This window comes from Kribbella sp. VKM Ac-2568, assembly GCF_004345365.1.
Taxonomy (GTDB): Bacteria; Actinomycetota; Actinomycetes; order Propionibacteriales; family Kribbellaceae; genus Kribbella; species Kribbella orskensis.
The window spans coordinates 13243-33562 of record NZ_SLVF01000013.1 but is presented as its reverse complement, the minus strand read 5'-3'; the positions used below and the strand labels follow the sequence as shown (position 1 = coordinate 33562).

The 20320-nt window shown below is 69.8% G+C and carries 18 protein-coding genes; 5 read left to right on the top strand and 13 right to left on the bottom strand.

Going from position 1 to position 20320, the window contains the following annotated elements; all coding sequences use genetic code 11:
- Window position 1: 1 nt before the first annotated feature.
- The 5 genes from EV648_RS32260 to EV648_RS32240 form a co-directional block, all read right to left on the bottom strand.
- Window positions 2-1123, bottom strand: coding sequence for an alkaline phosphatase family protein (locus tag EV648_RS32260; RefSeq protein WP_132298907.1), 1122 nt, complete (start codon window positions 1121-1123; stop codon window positions 2-4).
- 6 nt (window positions 1124-1129) lie between these two features.
- The gene (locus EV648_RS32255) at window positions 1130-1753 is read right to left on the bottom strand and encodes a DUF5998 family protein (RefSeq protein WP_132197136.1); all 624 of its coding nucleotides are present in this window, start codon (window positions 1751-1753) and stop codon (window positions 1130-1132) included.
- A 52-nt stretch (window positions 1754-1805) separates the two neighbouring features.
- A complete protein-coding gene (locus tag EV648_RS32250) occupies window positions 1806-3713 on the bottom strand; it encodes an FtsX-like permease family protein (protein ID WP_132298906.1) in 1908 nt (635 codons plus the stop codon).
- Window positions 3710-4522 carry an ABC transporter ATP-binding protein gene (locus tag EV648_RS32245; RefSeq protein ID WP_199234933.1) on the bottom strand — a complete coding sequence of 271 codons (813 nt, stop codon included), beginning with the start codon at window positions 4520-4522 and terminating at the stop codon, window positions 3710-3712. Before EV648_RS32245 ends, EV648_RS32250 begins: the two co-directional genes overlap by 4 nt.
- Before the next feature lie 147 nt (window positions 4523-4669).
- Complete coding sequence (locus EV648_RS32240) at window positions 4670-5929, bottom strand: P1 family peptidase (protein WP_132298905.1); 1260 nt, start codon at window positions 5927-5929, stop codon at window positions 4670-4672.
- A 57-nt stretch (window positions 5930-5986) separates the two neighbouring features.
- On the opposite strand from EV648_RS32240, the gene EV648_RS32235 reads away from it, so the two are divergent.
- Window positions 5987-6499 carry a DUF2087 domain-containing protein gene (locus EV648_RS32235; RefSeq protein WP_132298904.1) on the top strand — a complete coding sequence of 171 codons (513 nt, stop codon included), beginning with the start codon at window positions 5987-5989 and terminating at the stop codon, window positions 6497-6499.
- Between the two features lie 665 nt (window positions 6500-7164).
- Here EV648_RS32235 and EV648_RS32230 read toward each other — a convergent pair.
- The 4 genes from EV648_RS32230 to EV648_RS32220 all read right to left on the bottom strand — a co-directional run bounded on the left by EV648_RS32230 (window position 7165) and on the right by EV648_RS32220 (window position 13057).
- The gene (locus EV648_RS32230) at window positions 7165-8910 is read right to left on the bottom strand and encodes an HNH endonuclease signature motif containing protein (protein WP_132298903.1); all 1746 of its coding nucleotides are present in this window, start codon (window positions 8908-8910) and stop codon (window positions 7165-7167) included.
- A 941-nt stretch (window positions 8911-9851) separates the two neighbouring features.
- Entirely contained in the window at window positions 9852-10004 is a 153-nt protein-coding gene (locus tag EV648_RS42790) for a hypothetical protein (protein WP_158294116.1), read from the bottom strand.
- A gap of 60 nt (window positions 10005-10064) precedes the next feature.
- On the bottom strand, window positions 10065-10340 hold the full coding sequence (locus EV648_RS32225; RefSeq protein WP_132298902.1) for a hypothetical protein: 276 nt from the start codon (window positions 10338-10340) through the stop codon (window positions 10065-10067).
- Complete coding sequence (locus EV648_RS32220) at window positions 10340-13057, bottom strand: GNAT family N-acetyltransferase (protein ID WP_132298901.1); 2718 nt, start codon at window positions 13055-13057, stop codon at window positions 10340-10342. Before EV648_RS32220 ends, EV648_RS32225 begins: the two co-directional genes overlap by 1 nt.
- A 44-nt stretch (window positions 13058-13101) precedes the next feature.
- Here EV648_RS32220 and EV648_RS32215 point away from each other — a divergent pair, with 44 nt between their 5' ends.
- From EV648_RS32215 to EV648_RS32200, 4 genes are all read left to right on the top strand, one after another.
- A complete protein-coding gene (locus EV648_RS32215; RefSeq protein ID WP_132298900.1) occupies window positions 13102-14250 on the top strand; it encodes an SLC13 family permease in 1149 nt (382 codons plus the stop codon).
- Window positions 14251-14422: 172 nt separating this feature from the next.
- Window positions 14423-16132: an AMP-binding protein gene (locus EV648_RS32210; RefSeq protein ID WP_132298899.1), complete on the top strand. Its 1710-nt coding sequence runs from the start codon at window positions 14423-14425 to the stop codon at window positions 16130-16132.
- A 48-nt stretch (window positions 16133-16180) separates the two neighbouring features.
- Window positions 16181-16948 (top strand): ABC transporter permease, encoded by a 768-nt coding sequence (locus EV648_RS32205; protein WP_132298898.1) that lies wholly within the window; start codon window positions 16181-16183, stop codon window positions 16946-16948.
- On the top strand, window positions 16945-17193 hold the full coding sequence (locus EV648_RS32200; RefSeq protein ID WP_132298897.1) for a DUF2630 family protein: 249 nt from the start codon (window positions 16945-16947) through the stop codon (window positions 17191-17193). Before EV648_RS32205 ends, EV648_RS32200 begins: the two co-directional genes overlap by 4 nt.
- A 123-nt stretch (window positions 17194-17316) precedes the next feature.
- Here the strand turns inward: EV648_RS32200 and EV648_RS32195 are convergent, their stop codons facing one another.
- The 4 genes from EV648_RS32195 to EV648_RS32180 are packed head-to-tail and all read right to left on the bottom strand — an operon-like array spanning window position 17317 to window position 20235.
- Window positions 17317-17739, bottom strand: a complete 423-nt coding sequence (locus EV648_RS32195; RefSeq protein ID WP_132298896.1) for a TIGR03667 family PPOX class F420-dependent oxidoreductase — start codon at window positions 17737-17739, stop codon at window positions 17317-17319.
- A gap of 32 nt (window positions 17740-17771) precedes the next feature.
- A complete protein-coding gene (locus tag EV648_RS32190) occupies window positions 17772-18185 on the bottom strand; it encodes a CoA-binding protein (RefSeq protein ID WP_132298895.1) in 414 nt (137 codons plus the stop codon).
- A gap of 44 nt (window positions 18186-18229) precedes the next feature.
- The gene (locus EV648_RS32185; RefSeq protein WP_132298894.1) at window positions 18230-18883 is read right to left on the bottom strand and encodes a response regulator transcription factor; all 654 of its coding nucleotides are present in this window, start codon (window positions 18881-18883) and stop codon (window positions 18230-18232) included.
- On the bottom strand, window positions 18865-20235 hold the full coding sequence (locus tag EV648_RS32180; protein ID WP_132298893.1) for a sensor histidine kinase: 1371 nt from the start codon (window positions 20233-20235) through the stop codon (window positions 18865-18867). The genes EV648_RS32185 and EV648_RS32180 overlap by 19 nt, the downstream gene beginning before the upstream one ends.
- Window positions 20236-20320: the final 85 nt, after the last annotated feature.

Below are 20320 nucleotides of genomic sequence, written 5' to 3'. Positions count from 1 at the left end.
GCTAGCCGGCGTCGACGAGGAGGGGGATCGCCATCTCGTCCTCGGTGAGCGAGCCGTGCAGACCGATCAGCCCGGCCTCCTGCGGATACCGCCGTGAGGCCACGAGCGCGACAGGGCCCAGCGAGGCGACGATGACGTCGCCGAGCCGCGGCGCAACCCGCTCCTCGACCGGCCCGAACCACCCACGGGCGACGGCGTCGTCACGGCTCACCACCAGCCCCTTGTCGCCCAGCCGCTCGCGGTACGTCGCCAGTACGTCGTCCGCGGCGCCGTCCAAGCAGTACAGGTGACGGAAGCGGGACTCGCCACCGATCAACTGCAGGCCGTCCGTCAGTGCGGGCTCCGCATCGAGGTCGATCCGGTTCTCCGGCGCCACATCGATCATGCCGTGATCGGCGACCACCACGAGCACGGCGTCCCGGGGCAGAGCGGAGCGGACCTGGGATGCGAAGGCGTCGGCAGCGGCCAACTCCTTGCGCCACTGCCAGGACTCGCTCCCCTGCCCGTGGCCGGTGTAGTCGAGCTGCGAGTCGTACACGTAGACCAGTGACGACTTGCCCTCGCGACTCGCGAACCTGGTGGCGTCGAGGCGATCCTCCACGGTGTCCGCGCCGCGATGGGCACTTCCGCGGAAGGCGGCCGCGGTCAGTCCGGACGTGTCGAAGCGGGCCTTGCTGACGTTGCGAGTGGCAACACCGGCTGCGGCGACCCGCTCGAACACGGTCCGGTGTGGCTGCCATTTCCGCGGATCGACGGGAGCGTCCCAGGCGAGCGCGTTCAGCAAGGCGCCGGTCTCCGGCACGATCGAGGTGTAGCCGACGATCCCGTGTGCCCCCGGCGGAAGCCCGGTGCCCAAGCTGCTCAGACTCGCCGCGGTGGTCGACGGAACGCCCGCTGTCAGGCTCCTCCCGGACAGCGAGGACAGGTACGGCGCGAGCTCTGCGTTGCGGCGCAGGAGATTCCACCCGAGCCCGTCGAGCAGCAATACGGCGTACCGGGGTGCTGGTGGCAGGTCGAGCAGGTTCAGCTCGTTGGGGACGGACAGGGCGCCGGCAACCGACGGCAGCACGTCCGCGAGTGACCCGCCGCCATAAGCAGGCAGGACCGGGGTCGGGTCGGACATCGGCCCCTACCCGCTGGTCGCGAAGGACAGCGCTGCCGCGAAGTCGAGCACCTGCTGGATGCCTGCGGGGCCGTCGGCGGCGGCACTGATTCGCAGGGAGATGTCGTCGGCGGCGACAGACCCGGTGTAGCCGTGGTCGGCCTCGCAGTTGGGGTCGGCGCAGACCGCCGGCTCGAGGTCGATCCGGTTCACCATGCCCCAGCCGATGGTCAGCACGACCTCACCACCGGCCGCGGGGTCGGCCTTGCCACCGGAGGCCTTGGAGGCATAGCCGGCCGGGTTCGGCACGACGCGGTTCACGACCACGGCGTTCACCCGGTTGAGCGGGATCGCCTCGGTCGAGGTGGACGCGTAGGGCGCCCGAATCAGGTCGTCCGCGGCGTGCTCGTCGGTGTGCCCGACGATGAGCCGGGTCGGGGTCAGCGCCAGGATGGTGATGTGGCGCCGCACCTCGTCGCGGTCGAACGTCGGCTCATGCTGCAGCACGAACGCCCGGATCGGTTCCTTGGCGACGGCGATCGCGAGCGAGTCCGTCACGACATCTGGGTAGTAGCCGCACCGGTCGATCGCGTCGCGTAGTTCGGACGAGGCATCCACGAGCTCCGGGACCGGCGCATTCAGGTCACGCATGACCTCATCCTTGCATGCGCCGGGCCCGGAGCCCGATCGGTGCTGTGGGTAACTACCCGGCGCTGGCCTTCCGGAGTACCGGTGCGCCCGCCGCGCCGGCCACCGCGACCAGCACCACGCCGACTACGACCTGGCCGAGGAGCAGGATCACGCCGGAGCTGCCCCGGGTGACGACCTGTCCGCCGCTCAGCGCCAATCCGCAAAGTGCGCCGAACCCGACCACGGGGAGTCCGACAGCCACCACTGGTACGACGGCCGCGAGCCGGGCGGAGCGCTCGATCACCTGCAGTGGCACGCCGGATCTGCGCAGGGCCTTCGCTGGAGCTGCTTGGTCGAGGGCTGTTCCGACGGCACCCGCAGCGGTGGAAGCCGCACCTGTCACAAAGACCAGGCCGAGCAGGAGAGCCACGCCGAGGCGCATGTCCATGAAGACCCCCGCGTCCTGCTTGTCCCGCTCCGCGTCCGTCAGAGGTACCTGGCTCGGGACCACGTCGTACAGGACCGTCCTCAGCCTCTCGCGCTCGGTGGTCGAGACGGAGATGCTCACGGACTGGTCGCCCGTCGTGACCTCGCCCTTGAATCCGGCCTCGGAGAGTCGTTTCCTCGCGTCCTCGGCGACGACCGCCGTCTGACCCTGGTTCGTGTAGAGCTGGAAGGAGACGTCCTTGCCGTCCTGGGTCAGTCCGTACGGCATGAAGAGCGCGAGGAAGCCGGTGACGAAGCCACTCAGCACCAACGCGGCCACTGGTCGGAACGCGCCCTTGGGATCGTCGGCGAGTCGCCTGCCGGCCAGGAGAACCACCGGGCCCTTCGCAGTACGGGCCAGGAACTTGCCGATCACCTGCACCGCCCACGGGCCGACCACCCGGACTGCGAGGGCGGCTATGCCGATGCCGATCACCAGAGGCAGTACTGCGCCGCCGGTGCCGAGAACTGCGAGCATGATCGGGCCGATCACCAGCAGGACGAGTCGGAGCGCGCTGGTGGACTTCCTGGTCTGGCCGCGGACGACGCCGAGCGGGGTGATGCTCACCCGGCCGAGCCCGATCAGCGCACTGATCACCGACAGCACCGGTACGGCGACGAGCACGATAAGGGTGACCCACCAGCTCGGCGTCAGGTCATGCAGGTACCAGCGACCGCCGCCGAGCGGGATCCGCGCGATCAGCGGGCTGAGCACGACGTAACCGATCAGGCCCGCGATGGCACCGAGGAATCCGAGCACGGCTTGCTCTACCGCACTCAGCCAGAGCACCTGTCTCCTGGTTGCACCAGCAAGTCGCAGTGCGGCCAGGCGATGCTCTCGGCGCTTGGCGGCGACGCCTGCTGCTTGGCCGACCAGGCTCAGGAGGGGGAACAGGACCAGAGCGATGCCGAAGGCCACCAAAGCGAGCAGCATCGCCATGCGGCTGTCCATGGCATTGCCGCGCCAGGTGTCGAGGTACCGCGGGTGATCCGACTGCGCGACGCCCGGTGAGTCTTTCGCGACGCCCCGGATGACGATCAGCTCGTCCGGCGAGGACAGGCCCGCATCGGAGATGATCCCGGTCGGTTGCTCGAGCTTGTACCGCGTGCGCAGGTCCTCCGACCAGCGTTTGGCGAGCTCGGGCGAGACGAAGACCTCGCCTGGCTTGGGTGCGTGCGAGAGGCCGGGAGGCGGCGGCAGTTCTCCGTCGCGCTTCGGGTTGTTGATGGCAAGGTCTACTCGGTTCACCGGTTCGCCGGCGACCATGTCGTGCACCTCGTTGACGGCACCGACCGCGGTCTTGGGCTCACCGTCGTCAGTGTTGCGCCAGCCGATCCGGTCGGACCGGTGGGTCAGGCCAAGCGACCCCGCGATCAGGAAGCTGACGAGAAGCGCCACGATCGCGGTCGCGCCCAGCGCCGCGAGATTCGCCGCCCGGCCGCCGGGTCCCGGGCGACGGACGAACCGCAGGCCCAGGTCGGTCATCGGGTTCATCGCTCGCTCACCCGACCGTCGACGATCCGTACGACGCGGTGGCACCGTGCAGCAACCGCATCGTCGTGGGTGACGACGACAACCGCCGCGCCACGATGGGTGGCCGCGCCGACGAGGAGGTCGATCACCTGTGCGCCAGTAGCCGCGTCGAGCGCACCGGTCGGCTCGTCTGCGAAGACGGCCTGGGGTTCGCCGACGAGGGCTCGGGCGATGGCGACACGCTGCGCCTGGCCGCCGGAGAGTTCTCCGGGGCGACGGCTGACCTCGGCGGACAGGCCGACCTGGGCGAGCATGTTCCGGGCCCGGCCGATCGCCTCGCGGCGGGAGACACCGTCCACCATCAACGGCAGCGCCACGTTCTCGTCCGCGGGGAGTTCCGCCAGGAGTTGGTTGTCCTGGAAGACGAACCCGAGCCGCCGACGCCGCAGTACGGTCCGTGCCGCGTCGCCGAGCTGGTCGACCCGCTCGCCGCCGAGCCAGACCTCACCTTGGTCGGGAGTGAGAATGCCCGCCAGGACGTGGAGCAGCGTGGTCTTGCCGTTGCCGCTGGGGCCCATAACCGCCAGCGCCTCCCCCGCCTGCACGGTGACATCGACACCGGCCAGCCCCACCACGTCGCCGTAGTACTTCACCAGCCCACGACCAGTCAGCACGGTCCCTTGATGCGGGATGCCTTGCGGGTTGGGCTGTTGTGGGTGGCCCGGGAAGGGTTGCGCCTGCGGGTGCTGCGGGTGGAACGGCTGGGACTGGGACTGGTTCTGGGGTGCGTGGGGCGAGGGCTGCGTGGTGTGGGGACGCTGGAAGCTCATACCGGAAGGTTTTCGCGAACGGCGTTCTGGAGCGTCGGTCCCTGGACCGGTCTTCCGCCCACCTTTGGTCGCCTTCGGACCAGCCGGCGTAGTCCCCTGGTAGTACGCCTGGTTAGCCGTTCGAGAACGTTCTGGTAGTACGCCCGGTTAGCCGTTCGAGAACGCCGACGGATAGGCGTCCCGATAACTCGGCAGTCTTCCCTCAGGCGTCTCCACCGACTCGGCCGCCAGCACAGCATGCCCAACCGCCCGCGCCAACGTACTCGCCCCCGCCGCGAACACCCCTTCCAACAGCAACAACGCCCCCTGATCAGTCACTCTCAGCACAGCGGGCACATCGGGCACCGCGGGCACCCCAGAGGCCGAAGCCGGCGCAGGCGCTGACGGCCCGGCCGTGGTAGTAACGGCGGAAGCCGAAGCCGCCTCAGCCGATGCGAGGGCCTGCGCCGCCGGGGCCTCCCCGGCCAGAGCCTCCCCCGCCGGAGCCTCCGCCGCCGGAGCCTGCTCAGCCGAGGGCTGGTCTGGTGCCGGGCGGGGTTTCGGTGGGGGGTTGCCGGTGGAGAGGGCGAAGATGGTGTCGCCGTCGAGGAGGGTGTGAACGGGGTCGATGGCTCGGGCCAGGCCGTCGTGGGCGACCATCGCCATCCGCTTGACTGCCGCCTTGTCGAGCGGGGCGTCGGTGGCGACCACCGCGATGACCGTGTTCATGCCTGGAGCAGAGCCCGGCGGTGCCGGTGGTGGTTCGACCGGGGTGCGGAGTACAGGGAACTCCCCTGGCAGGCCATAGCGCTCGGCATACAGGCGGCCTTGGCTGTCGACGGCCGAGCCGACGGCGTTCACGATCACCAGCGCGCCGACCGTCGTACCGTCAGGCAGCCTGACACTCGCCGAGCCGACACCGCCTTTGAGCCCACCTACCCTGGCTCCGGCCCCTGCACCGTAGTTGCCCTGAGCAACGGGATCCTTGCTGGCGGCCTCGATCGCCGCGAGCGCCCAGCCGCGGTCCGGGCGTGCTTGGAACGCCCCGCCGCGCCCGAGGTCGAAGATCACCGCGGCCGGAACGATCGGTACCACGTCGTTCTCGAAGGGTCCGACCCGCACTCCCTGCCCGCGGTCCTCGAGCCACGACATCGCGCCGGCGACCGCGTCGAGGCCGAAGGCGCTGCCACCGGTGAGGACGATCGCGTTCGCGCCCGGGTTGGAGTTCACCGGGTCGAGGAGGTCGGTCTCGCGCGTCCCCGGAGCGCCGCCGCGCACATCCACGCCCGCGACCGCCCCGGCCGGGACGTGCACCACCGTCGTACCGGTCAGGTACGGCGCGTCCGTGCGCTCGATCTGGCCGACGAGCACCCCCGGGACGTCGGTGATGGCGTTGTGCGGACCCGGGACGGGCAGCTCGGTCGTCATGCGTTCTGTCTAGCATCTCCGGAAAATCCGGTTGCCGCCGACATTACGTTGGATGGCATGAACACCGACCAGCTCTGTGGATCACTGGCCGAACCGTCGAGACTGCGCACGTACTCCGCGGTCGTCCTCGGCGCGCGCAACCCGGAGCAGATCGCCGGAGTCACCGGACTCGACACCGCGGTGGTGGTGAAGGCGGTGCAGCGACTGACCAAGAGCGGCCTGATCAGCTTCGACCGCGAAGGGCTGCACGCCGAGGAGGACGTCTTCAAGGAGGCGATCCGCACCAGCCGCCCCGCGCGCGAGCCGCTCGATCCGGATCCCGCCCGGGACACGATCCTGAAGGCGTTCATCCGCGACGGCCGGCTGACCGGCTTCCCGACCTTCCCGGCCAAGACTCGCATCGTCCTCGAGTACCTGGTCAACTCTTTCGAGGCCGGCCGCGACTATCCCGAGGCCGAGGTCAACACCATCCTCAACACCTGGCACCCCGACCACGCCGGCCTCCGCCGCCTCCTCGTAGACGCCCGCCTCCTAACCAGATCCGACGGCATCTACCACCGGACCAACTGAACGCCCCCTGATCGACGACCCCACTAGCTGAACGGCCCCCTCATCGCCGAGATATCAGGCCCAGAGACCCTGCTGGACCTGTCGACGCCGGGCACCGACAGCGAACCAGTTGGACCGCCGCCGCCGACCGGTTCGGCGTGATAGTTATCGCGACGTGGGTTTCCCGGCCATACGCGGCCACCGGCGTCACCACCACTGCCATGCTCCCGGCTTCCCGCAGTACCGCTCCCGGCTTCCCGCAGTACCGCTCGCGGCTTCCCGCCGTACCGCTCGCGTCGTCACTGCCGGTACCGACGCTGGGTCCGACACTGCCAGCCGATCGTTCTGTGAGGGCATCGACGAGCCGCCCGACCGCGCCTCCGAGGTTCGCAGTATCGACAAGCTCCCAAGTACCTCCGTGCTTGACCAAGCCGAGCAGGTCCTACCACCGCAGGGTCCGGTCGTACTGCTGCAGGGTCCGGGCGCAGTGCCGCAGGGTCGACACCTCCTGGCCGACGGGGTGCGCGGGGCGACCCTGAGGCTGTCCATCGCAGGCAACAGTGATTCGGCCGGACCGCACCGACGGCGGCTGCACCACATCGGAATGAGCCGGTCCTTCATGGGCTTCTGCGGGCCCGGCATCCACATCGGCAGTAGCTCGAGGCGGCATGGTGCCAGCGCGATGGTCAATCCGTTCGGGGGCATGGTGGTTCTGCGTGGTGGCCGGTGCCGGATGGTTTCACGTGGCGCCAGTCCCGATTGGTGGTGGCCGGTGGCGGGTTGTTGACGTGGTGCAGCGCCCGGTGACCTGGGGTTGGGTCGCCGGGTGGAGGGGTGTGGTTGCCGGAGCCTTGATCGGGCGGGTCGGCATCGCCCCAGGGGTCGAACTGTGCCACCGCGGTGTTCCCGGTCCTGGTGCATGCCGGGTCGTGGGTGCGGCTCCGGTCAGGGCTGTCCGCCAGTCCGCGCTCGCGGTGACTGCTGGTGGGTGTGCGGTACCGGGTTCGGGTGGGGTTGGGTTCGGCCCAGGCGGGTCGGGCGACGGTGACGGTGCCGTGGTGGAGGGTGATGGTCCAGTGGCCGTGGTGGGTGTCGATGTGGTGGCGGCGGCAGAGCAGGACCAGGTTGGTCAGGGCGGTGGGGCCGTTGTCGATCCAGGAGATGAGGTGGTGGGCGTCGCAGAAGATGGGTGGGGCTTGGCAGACCACGCAGCCTTTGTCGCGGGCGTTCAGGGCGCGGCGCAGGGCGCGGTTGACGAAGCGTTGGGCCATGGCGACGTCGAGGGGTTCGGAGTTGGCGCCGAGCACGATCGGGATGATCTGCGCCTCGCACGCCAACCGCCGGATCGCGCCCGCGGACAGCCCTTCGCCGTGCACCAGGGTCCCGACCGCATGGGCACCGGCGTCGGTGAGGTCTTTGAGGTCGATGGTGACAGTGATGTGTGCTTTCGGGCCGTGCCCGGCCTCCGCCGCCGCGCTTCTCGCAGGAGCGCCAGTGTGGGTGGCGCTACCGGCCGCCGCTGGCGTGCCGTTGCCGCTGGGCGATCCGGCGGTCTCGGCATCGTCCAGGGTTGCTCCGGCCGGGTCGGCCGCCTGCGCCGGGTCGGGTGGGGTGGCGGTGGTGATGGCGTTGGAGGCGACGTTGAGCACGTCGGTGAGGGCGTCAGCGCGGCGCTTGTCCGGGCCGCGCGGGTCCAACTCACCGGTGACGGTCTTGCGGGGCTTGGAACCGGACAGGATCAGGGACTGGAACAGTTCGGCGTTCTCGTTGGCCAGGTAGCCGCTGAACTTGACACCCCGGTCCGCGGGCCGCAGCCGCAACTCTTCGCGGGCGTAGGCCTTGTCTTCTTCCGGTGCGGGGCCGTCGGCGTCGAGCAGGTCGCGGATCCGTCGGGCCGCCTTGCGCAACTCCGTCGGGGCGAAGTGGCGGCCTAGGGAGACGAGTTGTTGTTCGGCGACGGCCAGGTCCTCGACCGCGACGGTCTTGGGCACGTTCTCCAGTTCGGCGACGATCGCCGCGGCCTGCGCCGGAGACAACACCACCCCCACACCCGCACCGGCTTCGGCGTCGGCCTCCACGCCCGGGTCGCTGTCCGGCTCGTTGTCCGGCTGGTCCGGATTGGCGTCTGCCGGATCTCCGACACTGTCGGCGGTGGGTGGGAGGGCGTTGGTGATGGCGGGGTACTTGCGCAGTGCTTTGGCCAGGGCCAGGTCGCGCTTGATCACGCCGGGGTCGAGGCGGTGCCGGAAGGCGAGGAGGCGGGCGGTGTCGCCGGCGCCGAGGGTGGCGGCGTGGCCGGTCGCGTCGTAGGCGGCCAGGACCTGCAGGCGGTAGGTCTGCAGCCGGGAGATCTCGGCGTGGAGCGCGTCGAGAGTCGTCAGCTGTTCGCTGTCACTCATCGACCACACCGGCCGCTCGCCCAAGATCTCCATACCCAAGACTCTAGACACCCCCTCCGACAGTTTCTGGTCCGGAAGGCCCTTATTTGTAAGGGATTCCGAAGGTTGGCCGGAATTGTGCCGACACTCCGGATACAGACGAGTTGTCCACAACCTCAACCGAACCTGTGGACCCGCGAGAAGGCTGGGCGGAACGGGACCCCAGGCCCGGAGAACGCGAGGCGGTGGCAGTTCACGGCGAGTCAGGCGGTGAGGTGAGGTGGGCAGAGTGGAGCGGGATCAGCCGATGGGGGCGAGGCGGGGCGGGGCGAGATGGGGGCGAGGCGGGGCAGGATCGGGCGAGACGGGTCGGGGCGAGATGGGGGCGAGGCGGGGGAGGCGGCGGGCTCGACATCTGCGGTCGGCCCGGCGGTGCGGGCCAGCCGGCTGATCTGGGAAGGTGTGCTGGCCGCAACTGCCCAGGCGGGGCGCGTCCGGCGGTCGCGTTCCCGGCGGGTTCGATGCTAGCGGCAACCACCTGCGCAGCGAGGCGCAGGACGCAACTGCCGGCCGCCGCTGTGACGCAGCTGGCGGGCTGCTGAGCACTCCGGGCAGCGCGCGCTGGGGGCGCCGTGACTGCACGGCTCCAGACACCCCTGGCCCACTACCAGCGTGTTGACTGAATGCTTGCTCGAGGGACGCCAGGTCGGGAAGAGACTTCAGCAGTGGGAGCACCTGGGCTGCTGCGAACCGGCCGTGGGAGTCGTCCAGGTCCTCGTTGGCATGCCGCAGCAGCACAGATCCGAGCTCCCGCCACGGTGTCAGCCGACCGACGTTGTCCCAGTCGACGAGCCAGTGCGCTGAACGGCCGGAGGCGTCACCCTTGCCGTCGAGCGCCCGCAGCACCTTCGTGGTCTTCAGATCCCGGTGACAGCAGACCTGCTCGCCGATCGGCGCGCCGTTCACCAACTCCGTCAGCTCGCACAGCCTCGGCACTAGCCGCGCAGAGTCGACGCCCAGCTGACTCCGGCACGCTCGGCCACGTCCACCAGCGCCGGCCAGTCGACGTCGACCCGGTGGTAAAAAGGCACGACGTCGGTAGCCTCGTGAGCCGAGCCGTGCCAGTCGAGCGAATGGATACGGCCCATCTGCGCAGCCAGCCAACTGGTGGCGCTGACATCTCCCCTGTCAGGCACCTCGCCGTCGACTCACTCGTACAACCGCCACCAGCCACCGTCGTGGTCGATCATGTAGTCGCCATCGATCGGCTCAGGACTCGGCACTCCACCCCTGGCGCACGCAGCGCGGAACGCCACCTCCCCGCGGACGGCTGCCTCGGCCGGCTCGAACCAGAACGGCTGCTTGGCCACGAACGTCCCTACATCGGTATGCAGCATCCACACCGCGCCCATCGCACCGCGGACGACCTGCTCCAGCTCGTGCGCGGACCGCTCGACGAGAACCTCCGCCACTCCAGCCGGCATCAGGTGAGGCGGCGGGCGGGTGCGTCTTGCCTGGGCTTCTCGTTGGGGGCTATCCGGATGGAGGTGTCCAAGACAGTGGCCCCTTGGGCGGCGACGAGGACTGACCGGAGGTCCAGGCGGACGACCTCCTCGAGCTCGAGCGTCAGGCGGGAGACTCGGTGGACGAGGTTCTCGATGGCGGAGATGTCGACCGGGTCCGAGCCGCGGTAGCCGTAGAGCAACGGCGCGGCGCGCACCTCGCGGACCATCTCGGCGGCGTCGACCGTCGTCAGGGGCGGCATCCGGTACGAGCGGTCCCCCAGCAGATCCGTCGCGACGCCCGACAGGCCGAACGACACCACCGGGCCGTAGGACACGTCCTCGATCGCGGAGATCACCACCGGTACGCCGGGCGGCGCCATCTTCTGGACCACGAACTGCGCCCGCGCCGGGTCCGACGCCACACCGAAGGTCTGGGTCATCTCCTCCCAGGCCTCCCGCATGTCCTCCTCGTCGTGGATGTGACGCCAGATGTCGGCCAGATCGGGGCGCATCCGCCACTGCTCGGCGGTCGCCTTCAGGATCACCTCGAAGCCGAGATCAGCTGCGCGGGCGACCGCCTCGTCCGCGGACAGCACCGGGAACGCCGGCAGCACGCCGATGTCGTAGAAGCTGAGCAACCGCTGCCGATCCGCGTCGTCCAGGTCGGCACCGCGAGGATGCCGCTGCAGGAACTCCGCGACGAAGTCCTCGGCGCCGGCCGTGTCGATGTCGGGCAGGTCGGGGATCCGAGTGTCCGCCCGACGCCGCCACTCGGCGTACTGGGTGGCCTTGGCGAGCGCGCCCACGGCGTACTGCGGGGAGGAGAACGACGGGATCGAGCCGCGGGCGGCGCCGCCGTGCTCGTCGGGGACGCGGAGTTGCTCGGGCACGCTGCGCGAGGCGAGGAACGTCGACAGGACAGGCTTGTCGGAGCCCGCTGCGGCCGCGGCGAGCACCTGGGCGACCTCGGCGCCGTTCGACAGGACGGGCGGGGTGAAGATCACCACGACCGAGTCGACCTGGTCATCGGCGAAGACCTCACCCAGTGCATCGCGGAACTCGTCGGCGGTGGCCTCCGCGTTGAGCGTGCGCGGCCGCCCCGCAACCTCCAGCCCACACCCGGCGACGGTGTCGAGCGCCTGCAGCGTCAACGCGTCGGAGTTGCTCACGATCGCGACCCGGCGGCCCTTGGGCAGCGGCTGGTGCGCGACGAGCTGGGCGACGTCGAACATCTCACCGGGCGTGTCGACGCCGATCAGCCCACTCTGCCGGAACAGCGAGTCGACAGTTGCCGAGGGCAATTGACTGCGCCGGACGGTGTGGCCGAGCGGGACGCCCTGGGTGGCCCGGCCGCTCTTCAGCGCGATCACCGGCTTGCGGCAGGCGAGCCGCCGCGCGACCCGGCTGAACTTGCGCGGGTTGCCGAGCGACTCCAGGTAGAGAAGGACGACCTCGGTCCCCTCGTCCGAGTACCAGTACTGCATCAGGTCGTTGCCGGAGACGTCCGCGCGGTTGCCGGCCGAGACGAAGGTGGACAGGCCGAGCCCGCGCCCTACCATGTCCGCCAGGATTGAGACGCCGAGCGCACCCGACTGGCAGAAGAACGCGACTCGGCCCCGGCTCGGCATCAGCGGCGACAGCGTCGCGTTCAGCGATACGCCAGGGGCGGTGTTGATCACGCCCAGCGCGTTCGGCCCGATCACGCGCATCCCGTACGACCTGGCCAGGCCGACCAGTTGCCGCTGCAGCTTTCGCCCCTCGTCACCCACCTCGGCGAAGCCGCTCGACACCACGACCAGGCCACGCACGCCCTTGGCCGCGCAGTCGATGATGACGTCCGCGACCATCTCGGCGCGGACCGCGACCACCGCCAGGTCGACCGTCCCCCGGACGTCCCGGATCGTCGGGTACGCCGGTACGCCGTCGATCTGGTCCTCGGTGGTGTCGGTGTTCACCGCGTACAGCCGGCCGGGGAAGCCGTCGCGCAGGTTCCGCAGCAGAGCGTTGCCGATCGTGCCCTCGCGCCGACTGGCTCCGATCACCGCCACGCTCGCCGGAGTCAGCAGCCGCGCGATCGACAGGGCCTCGGACCGCTGCTCGCGCGCCTGCATCACGCCGAAGGAGGTGTCGGTGGGCGCGATGTCGAACTCGACCATGATCACGCCGTCCTCGAACTCCCGGGCGACCTTGTAGCCGGCCTCGGTGAAGACGGTGATCATCTTGCGGTTGTCCGGCAGCACCTCGGCGATGAACCGGGCGATGTGGTGCTCGCGGGCCGCCTGGGCCAGGTGCTCGAGCAGTAGCTGTCCCAGGCCCCGGCCCTGGTGCGCGTCCTCGATCAGGAACGCGACCTCGGCAGTGTGCGGCCCGGTTCGCTCATAGCGCCCGACGCCGATCATGTCGTCGCCGACCAGGACGATCAAGGCCAGCCGGTCCACATAGTCGACCTGGGTGAAACGCGCCACATCCCGGTCGGACAACTCCGGGTACGGCGCGAAGAACCGGTAGTACTTCGACTGCTCCGAGACGCGCGCGTAGAACGCCACCAGCAGGTCCGCGTCGTCCGGGGTGATCGGCCGCAGGTGGGCTGTCGCCCCGTCGCGCAGCACCACGTCGGCTTCGTAAACCACCGGGTAGCCCGCTGGGTGCGCCGGGGCATACTGGGCCGGTCGCTGAGGCTGCTCCGGCGCTGTCACGCGGCCAGCGTACTCAAACGGGGGCATCGGAGGCCTGGAATTCCATGTGGTGGTTGAGCGCGCTCGGCGGAGCCGTGGCGCTTCTCACCCGACTGCTGGCGGCGGACGACGCTGTCGCCGTGATCGAGCGCATCGCGCCCGTGCTGGTCTTCCTGGTCGCCGTCACGGTGATCGCCGGGCTCGCCGACGCGGCCAAGGTGTTCGAGGTCGCCGCCCGGGAGGCAGCACACCTGGGCCGCGGCCGGACCTGGCGCCTGTGGCTGCTCGTCGTCGCCCTGGCCACCGCGCTGACCATTGTGTTGTCCCTCGACACCTGCGCGGTGCTGCTCACTCCGGTGGTCCTGGCGATGGCACGCCAGCTCGACATCCCACCCAAGCTCTTCGCCTTCACCACCGTCTGGCTGGCCGGTACCGCGTCACTGTTGCTCCCCGTCTCGAACCTCACGAATCTCCTCGCTCTCCACCGCTTCGACCAGCTCGGCCTCGGACTGCGCGACTACCTGGGCCTGAGCTGGCGACCAGCCGTCGCGGCGGTGCTGATCACCGTCGTCCTACTGGCCGTGCTGTTCCACCGCGACCTGCGCCGCAGCTACGTCGTACCGCCGACGCCCGGGATCGACGACAAGGTGCTGTTCTGGGGAGCCGCCGGGGTCTGCCTCGCCCTGGGACCGGCCTTCGTGACGGGTGTCAACGTCGCCTGGCCGGCCAGCGCGGGCGCACTCGTGCTCCTCGTGCTGTTCGCGGTCCGCCGCCCGTCCGAACTGACCTGGGCCCTATTGCCCTGGCGCCTGGTCGTCACGGTCGTCGGGTTGTTCCTGATCGTCGGCGCGCTGACGGCGCACGGACTGGAGCATCTACTCGACGACGTGGCGGGCACCGCCCCCGGCGGCCTGCTCGCAGACCTGCGCCTGACCGGAACCGCCGCACTCGGCGCGAACGCGGTCGACAACCTGCCGGCGTATCTCGCGATGGAACCGCTGGCCGCGGCGGAAGGCCGGCGGATGATGTTGCTGTTGATCGGGGTGAATTGCGGCTGCCTGCTCACCCTCTGGGGGTCGCTGGCCACCCTGCTCTGGCGAGATCGCTGCATCGCCGCCGGAATTCACATCTCGTGGTGGTCCTTCCTGTGGCGCGGCCTGGTACTGACCCCGCTGGTCCTGATCGGCACGGTCCTGGCCCTCAACCTCAGCTGACGGGGAAGGCGGACCTTCAGCTGAGGTTGAGGCCGTCCGGTGGCGGCGAGGCCATCGGACCCACGGAGAAGACCAGGGATCGAACATGCGTTCGACTGTAGTCACTCCTGCGCACAGAGTCCAACCGGATGTCGCGTTGCCGTTCGGAGGGTGGTCCGCAATAGTGCGGAACATGAGCGAGGAACAGAGCACGTCCGAGCCCACCCGCGCCTTTCGCGAAGCGCGCGACTTCCTGCTCGCGCACCGCGAGGACTACGAGACCGCCTACCGCGACTTCGACTGGCCCCGGTTCGACCGCTTCAACTGGGCCTGCGACTGGTTCGACGCGCTGGCGGTCGAGCAACCCGAGGTCGCCGCGCTGACCATCGTCGAGGAGGACGGCGAGGTCAACTCGCTGACCTATGCGGAGATGGCCGAGCGCTCGCGCCAGGTGGCCGGCTGGCTGACCGGGGCTGGGCTGCAGCCGGGCGACCGGGTGCTGATCGTGCTCGGCAACACCATCCCGCTGTGGGAGGTGATGCTCGCTTGCATCCGCGCCGGCGCTGTGATGATCCCGGCCACCACCCTGCTGACCGACTCGGACCTCGCCGACCGGATCACCCGCGGCGGCGTACGGGCCGTGGTGACGAGCAGTGCGGACGCGCCTCGCTATGAAGGTATCGCCGATCACTGCATCCGCGTCGGCATCGGTGGACCTGTGGACGGCTGGCTCGACTACGAGGACTCTCGGGGGTACGACGGCCCTGTGCCCGAGGTGGACACCGCTGCCGACGACTCGCTCCTGCTCTACTTCACCTCCGGTACGACGAGTCAGCCGAAGCTGGTCGAGCACACCCAGGTGAGCTACCCGGTCGGGCACCTGTCGACGATGTACTGGATCGGACTGCAGCCGGGTGACGTCCACCTCAACGTGTCCTCGCCGGGCTGGGCGAAGCACTCGTGGAGCAACGTCTTCGCGCCCTGGAACGCGGGTGCGACCGTCTTCCTCTACAACTACACGCGCTTCGACGCCGAGAAGATGCTGCAGGTGCTGGCGACGTACGGCGTGACGACGTTCTGCGCGCCGCCGACCGTCTGGCGGATGCTGATCCAGGCGGACCTGTCGGCCGTCGAGATCCAGATCCGCGAGTGCATCTCGGCCGGCGAGCCGCTCAACCCGGAGGTGATCGAGCAGGTCCGCAACGCCTGGGGCGTGACAATCCGAGACGGCTACGGGCAGACCGAGACGACCGCGCAGATCGGCAACCCGCCGGGCCAGCCGGTCAAGCTCGGCTCGATGGGCCGTCCCCTGCCCGGGTACTCGATCGCCCTGGTCGACCCGACCACCGACGAGGTCGGCGACGACGGCGAGATCTGCATCGAGCTCGCTCCCCCGCCGGTGGCGCTGATGCGCGGCTACCGCGACGCGAAGGAGCTCACCGAGGAGTCGATGCGCCGCGGTTTCTACCACACCGGCGACGTCGCGAGCCGGGACGAGGACGGCTACATCACCTATGTCGGCCGCTCCGACGACGTCTTCAAGGCGAGCGACTACCGGATCTCCCCGTTCGAGCTGGAGTCCGTCCTGATCGAGCACCCGGCCGTCGCCGAGGCGGCCGTGGTCCCGTCGCCCGATCCGGTCCGGCTCGCGGTGCCCAAGGCGTACGTCGTACTCGCGGCCGGGCGGGAGCCGTCGCGCGAGCTGGCCGGGGAGATCCTGCAGTTCTGCCGGGACCACCTCGCGCCGTACAAGCGGATCCGGCGGATCGAGTTCGCCGAGCTGCCGAAGACGATCTCGGGCAAGATCCGCCGGGTCGAGCTGCGCGCGGACGAGGCGGCCAAGGTCGAAGGTGGCGAGCGGACCGAGCACTCCTACGACGAGGCGGACTTCAAGCAGGCCTGACCGGCCGAGCTCCACCGGTTCGGCCGTACGCCGTGCTGCAATGAGCGGATGTCCTCCGACACCGGCCTCGGGATCGCTGCGGTGGTGGTTCTGCCGCTGCTGATCGCGATCGCAGTGGTGAGCTCGCGATTCGCCTCGCTGCGGCACGACAAGGGCATCGTCACGGCGGCGCTGCGGGCGGTCGTCCAGCTCGCCGTGGTCGGGCTGGTGGTCGGCTTCGCGCTGCAGTCGACGCTGGGCGCGCTCGCGTTCATCGCGGTGATGCTGTCGGTCGCGACCATCACGAGCGCCCGGCGGGTCCGGTCTACTGCGCTCGTCCCGGGTCAGTACGCGTTCTCTGCGGTCTCCATCGGCTGCGCCGCGATCGTCGTTCTGCTGCTGCTGGTGCTGCCCGGGGTGGTGCCGCGCAACCCGGAGACGCTGCTGCCGATGGGCGGCATCATCATCGGCGGCGCGATGAACGCGACCACCCTGGCCGGGCGGCGGCTGCTGTCGGAGTACGGCGGGCGCTTCGGGGAGTACGAGGCCGGGCTGTCGATCGGGTTGATGCCGCCGGACGCCTTCAAGCTGGTCGCCGGGCCGACGGCCGGGGACGCCCTGCTGCCCGCGCTGGACCAGACCCGCACGGTCGGCCTGGTGACGCTGCCCGGCGCCTTCGTCGGGATGGTGCTCGGCGGAGCTTCACCGACTGCCGCCGCCGCGCTACAGCTCGTAGTACTGATCGGGCTGATCGCGGCGGAGTCGATGGCGATCCTGATGATGACCGAGTTGCTGGCTCGGGCGTCGCTGCCGGACGGGCGTACCGTTTCCTCATGACCGACGACAAGAGCCTCTTCCACCGCATCGACGAACTCGTTGCCGAGGAGCATGAACTCCGCACCAAGCACACCTCCGGCGGCATCGACGACCAGGACGAGCGGACCCGCCTGCGCGCCCTCGAGGTCGAGCTGGACCAGTGCTGGGACCTGCTCCGGCAGCGCCGCGCCAAGCGCGAGTACGGCGAGGACCCGGAGTCCGCCCAGGCCCGCTCGGCCGACGTGGTCGAGGGTTACATCAACTGACCCACCACCGGGTTCGCCCGCCACGAGGACGGGCGAACCCGGGCCAGGTGTAGCACTGCATTCAGAATGTGGTCGGTCGATCGCGCAGGGTCGCGGGCTGTCCGGTTGCTGCCAGGCCGGAGGTCAGAACCCGCGGAGCTTGTCCGGCGTGATCCGGACCAGCACCGGGTAGCCCCGGTGGAACTGCTCCGGGGTCATGTTCAGCCCCGCCAGGCCTTCGGCGTACTTCGAGGCGTAGGCGGCGAGCTCCTCGTCGGTGGCCGGCTTGTCGTCGATCACCGCGTCCCCGGAGAACACGCCGACGCCGCCGCCGGTGTGGGTGGCGTTGAAGTTCAGCGAGACCCGCGGGTTGTTCGCGATGTTGTGCAGCTTCGCCTTGCCTGCCTGGCTGAAGACGAGGATCTGCTCGCCGTTCCAGAGGAACCACACCGGGTTCGGCGCCGGCGTACCGGACTTGCCGACGGTGGTCAGCCACAGCACCAGCTCTTCGTCCAGCTGCCGGGTGATCCGGGTGCCGAAGCCGGTGGAGGTGTCGATCGTGATCATCTGAACCCTTCGATCCGTGTCGAGCCGTTCGGTCAGGACGGACCCAGCCGCCCCCACTCGATCGCCGGGCAACGGTTCATCACCATCGTCAGCCCCGCCGCCGTCGTGCGCGTGTAGGCGTCCGGATCCACTACATCCAGCTGGAACCAGACCGCCTTCGCCTTGATTCCGACCGCCTCGTCCGCGATCCCGCCGGCCAGCTCCGACCGGACGAACACGTCCACGCAGTCCACCTCGAACGGGATGTCAGCCAGCGACGCATAGCCCTGCTCGCCGTGCACGGTCTCGGCGGACGGGTGCACCGGCACGATCCGCTTGCCGTGGCCCTGCAAGAACCGCGCCACCCCGTACGCCGCCCTGCTGGTGTTGTTCGACAGTCCAACGACCGCCCAGGTCTGGCAGTCGGCGAGCACCTTGCGGATGTCACTCTCATCAGCCCACGTCATACCGCGATCCTCCCCCACGGCCCAAGGAATCACCCGCAGACAGGTCAGCCGCGCAGATAGGTCAGCACGGCGGAGACGCGGCGGTCCAGGCCGTCGTCGAGGTGGAGCTTGGCGAAGATGTTGCCGACGTGCTTGCGGACGGCGGCCTCGCTCACCACGAGTTGCTCGGCGATCGAGGCGTTGACCCGCCCCTCGGCCATCAGAGCGAGTACTTCGAGCTCGCGCGGGGTCAGCGCTGCGAGCGGCCCGTCGTCGCGGCGGCGGGCGAGCAACTGCCGGACCACCTCCGGGTCGACGACCGTGCCACCTTCCGCCACCCGGTCCAGCGAGGCGAGGAACTCTCTCACGTGCCCGACCCGGTCCTTCAGCAGATACCCGATCCCCCCGGTCGTTGTCTCGAGCAACGACGAGAGGTAGGCGTCGGCGACGTACTGGGACAGCACCAGGATGCCGATGCCGGGGAAGTCGGCACGGATCGCGGCCGCGGCCCGCAGCCCCTCGTCGCTGTGCCCGGGCGGCATCCGGACGTCGGTGATCACGACGTCCGGCGGCTGCTTGCGGACGACGGCCAGCAAGGTGTCCCCGTCGCCGACCGCGTCCCGTACTTCGTGGCCGGCGCGATCCAGGATGCTCGCCAGACCCTCGCGGAGCAGCAGCGAGTCTTCGGCCAGCACGATGCTCAGTCGTCGAGCCGGCACGGGCACTCCATCCTCAGGCGGGTCGGCCCACCAGGTGGGCTGGTCAACTCGAGTGTCCCGCCCAACGCGTCCAACCGCGTCACCAACCCAGCCAACCCCGTCCCACCCGCCGAACCTGTACTGCCCGTGGAACCCGCGCCGCCCGCCTGCAACGTCCCGCCTCCCGGACCCGCATCGCTGGTGCTGCCGGTCGCGTTCGAAGTGCCCAGGACCGCGCCGCCGATGCCGTTGTCGGTGATCGTGACGACCAGCCGATCCCCTGCGATCCAGCCCTCCACCTCGCACCGTGTCGCGGCGGCGTGCTTGGCCACGTTCCCGAGCGCCTCGCTGACGACGAAGTACGCCGCCGCCTCGATCGGCGCCGGCAACCTGTCCGGCAGCGACATCCGCACAGTCACCGGGAGCGGACTTCGATCCGCCACCTCCCGCACGGCGGCCTCGAGCCCGTGGTCGACCAAAACGCGCGGATGAATCCCCCGAACCGCCTCCCGCAGATCCGCCAATGCGGCCTCGGCCTCACCATGCGCCTTCACGACCAACCGGCGTCCCTCCCCCTCAGGCAGGTCGAGCTCGGCCAGGCCCAGCGTCATCGTCAGCCCGACCAGTCGCTGCTGGACCCCGTCGTGGAGGTGCCGCTCGATCCTGGCCCGCTCGGTCTCGAACGCGTCCACCAGGTCGAGCCGGGACCGGCGGAGCTCGGCGAGGTTGCGGCGGAGCTCCTCCTCCCGGGCTCCGAGCAACGCCTTCGCCAGCTCGGATTCCGCCGCGGCGAGGACGCCGACGACGTACGAGCTGACGACGAACCACACCGGACCGAAGGCGACGAGGAAGATGAAGCCCTCACGCGGGTTGTCGAGGACCCATGGCCCCATACCCATCTGGTCGTAGGCCGCGATGACCGGAGCCCCCGCCGTGAGAAGCAGTGTCGTACCGCAGATGCCGGCGATCAGGGCGTTGAGCGGCCACAGGAAGACGCCGAGCAGCAGGCCGTAGCCGAGGGCGCGCAGCGAGGCACGTTCCCGTCGGCGGAAGATCTGCCGCTGGCGCCGGGAGTAGGTCGAGGGAATGGCCGCGTGCGGGCTCGCGATCCCCGCTGGGACGACCAGTCGGGCACGCCAGCGCTCGACGATGCCGATCAGTACTCCGTAGAGCGGGATGGAGGCCATCAGCAGGACGCCGACCACGATCGGGCTCAGCACGATGCTGACCACCACGGACACCAGCAACACAGCGATCGTCAGGACGCCCACCGGGACCGAGCTGAGCAGGTAGGCATAGCTGCGCCACGGCCAGGCCGAGACGAGGTACCGCCTCGAGGCCAGCGCTCCCCATGCGGCGTCCGGTCTCTCCACGCGCCCAACCCTAGGGCCGCGGGCGGGCCGTCGTCGGTAGCGTGAGCGCTACCCCCGGTCTCTCTCGCAGGCCAGCGATCCGCAG

Coding starts and splice junctions, on each gene's coding strand:
- EV648_RS32190 (WP_132298895.1), bottom strand. CDS start 18,185: ATGACGTGGGCTGATGAGAGTGACATCCGCAAGGTGCTCGCCGACTGC.
- EV648_RS32250 (WP_132298906.1), bottom strand. CDS start 3,713: ATGAACCCGATGACCGACCTGGGCCTGCGGTTCGTCCGTCGCCCGGGA.
- EV648_RS32205 (WP_132298898.1), top strand. CDS start 16,181: ATGTCCTCCGACACCGGCCTCGGGATCGCTGCGGTGGTGGTTCTGCCG.
- EV648_RS32240 (WP_132298905.1), bottom strand. CDS start 5,929: ATGACGACCGAGCTGCCCGTCCCGGGTCCGCACAACGCCATCACCGAC.
- EV648_RS32235 (WP_132298904.1), top strand. CDS start 5,987: ATGAACACCGACCAGCTCTGTGGATCACTGGCCGAACCGTCGAGACTG.
- EV648_RS32225 (WP_132298902.1), bottom strand. CDS start 10,340: ATGCCGGCTGGAGTGGCGGAGGTTCTCGTCGAGCGGTCCGCGCACGAG.
- EV648_RS32215 (WP_132298900.1), top strand. CDS start 13,102: ATGTGGTGGTTGAGCGCGCTCGGCGGAGCCGTGGCGCTTCTCACCCGA.
- EV648_RS32195 (WP_132298896.1), bottom strand. CDS start 17,739: ATGATCACGATCGACACCTCCACCGGCTTCGGCACCCGGATCACCCGG.
- EV648_RS32230 (WP_132298903.1), bottom strand. CDS start 8,910: ATGGAGATCTTGGGCGAGCGGCCGGTGTGGTCGATGAGTGACAGCGAA.
- EV648_RS32255 (WP_132197136.1), bottom strand. CDS start 1,753: ATGCGTGACCTGAATGCGCCGGTCCCGGAGCTCGTGGATGCCTCGTCC.
- EV648_RS42790 (WP_158294116.1), bottom strand. CDS start 10,004: ATGGGCCGTATCCATTCGCTCGACTGGCACGGCTCGGCTCACGAGGCT.
- EV648_RS32210 (WP_132298899.1), top strand. CDS start 14,423: ATGAGCGAGGAACAGAGCACGTCCGAGCCCACCCGCGCCTTTCGCGAA.
- EV648_RS32245 (WP_199234933.1), bottom strand. CDS start 4,522: ATGAGCTTCCAGCGTCCCCACACCACGCAGCCCTCGCCCCACGCACCC.
- EV648_RS32260 (WP_132298907.1), bottom strand. CDS start 1,123: ATGTCCGACCCGACCCCGGTCCTGCCTGCTTATGGCGGCGGGTCACTC.
- EV648_RS32200 (WP_132298897.1), top strand. CDS start 16,945: ATGACCGACGACAAGAGCCTCTTCCACCGCATCGACGAACTCGTTGCC.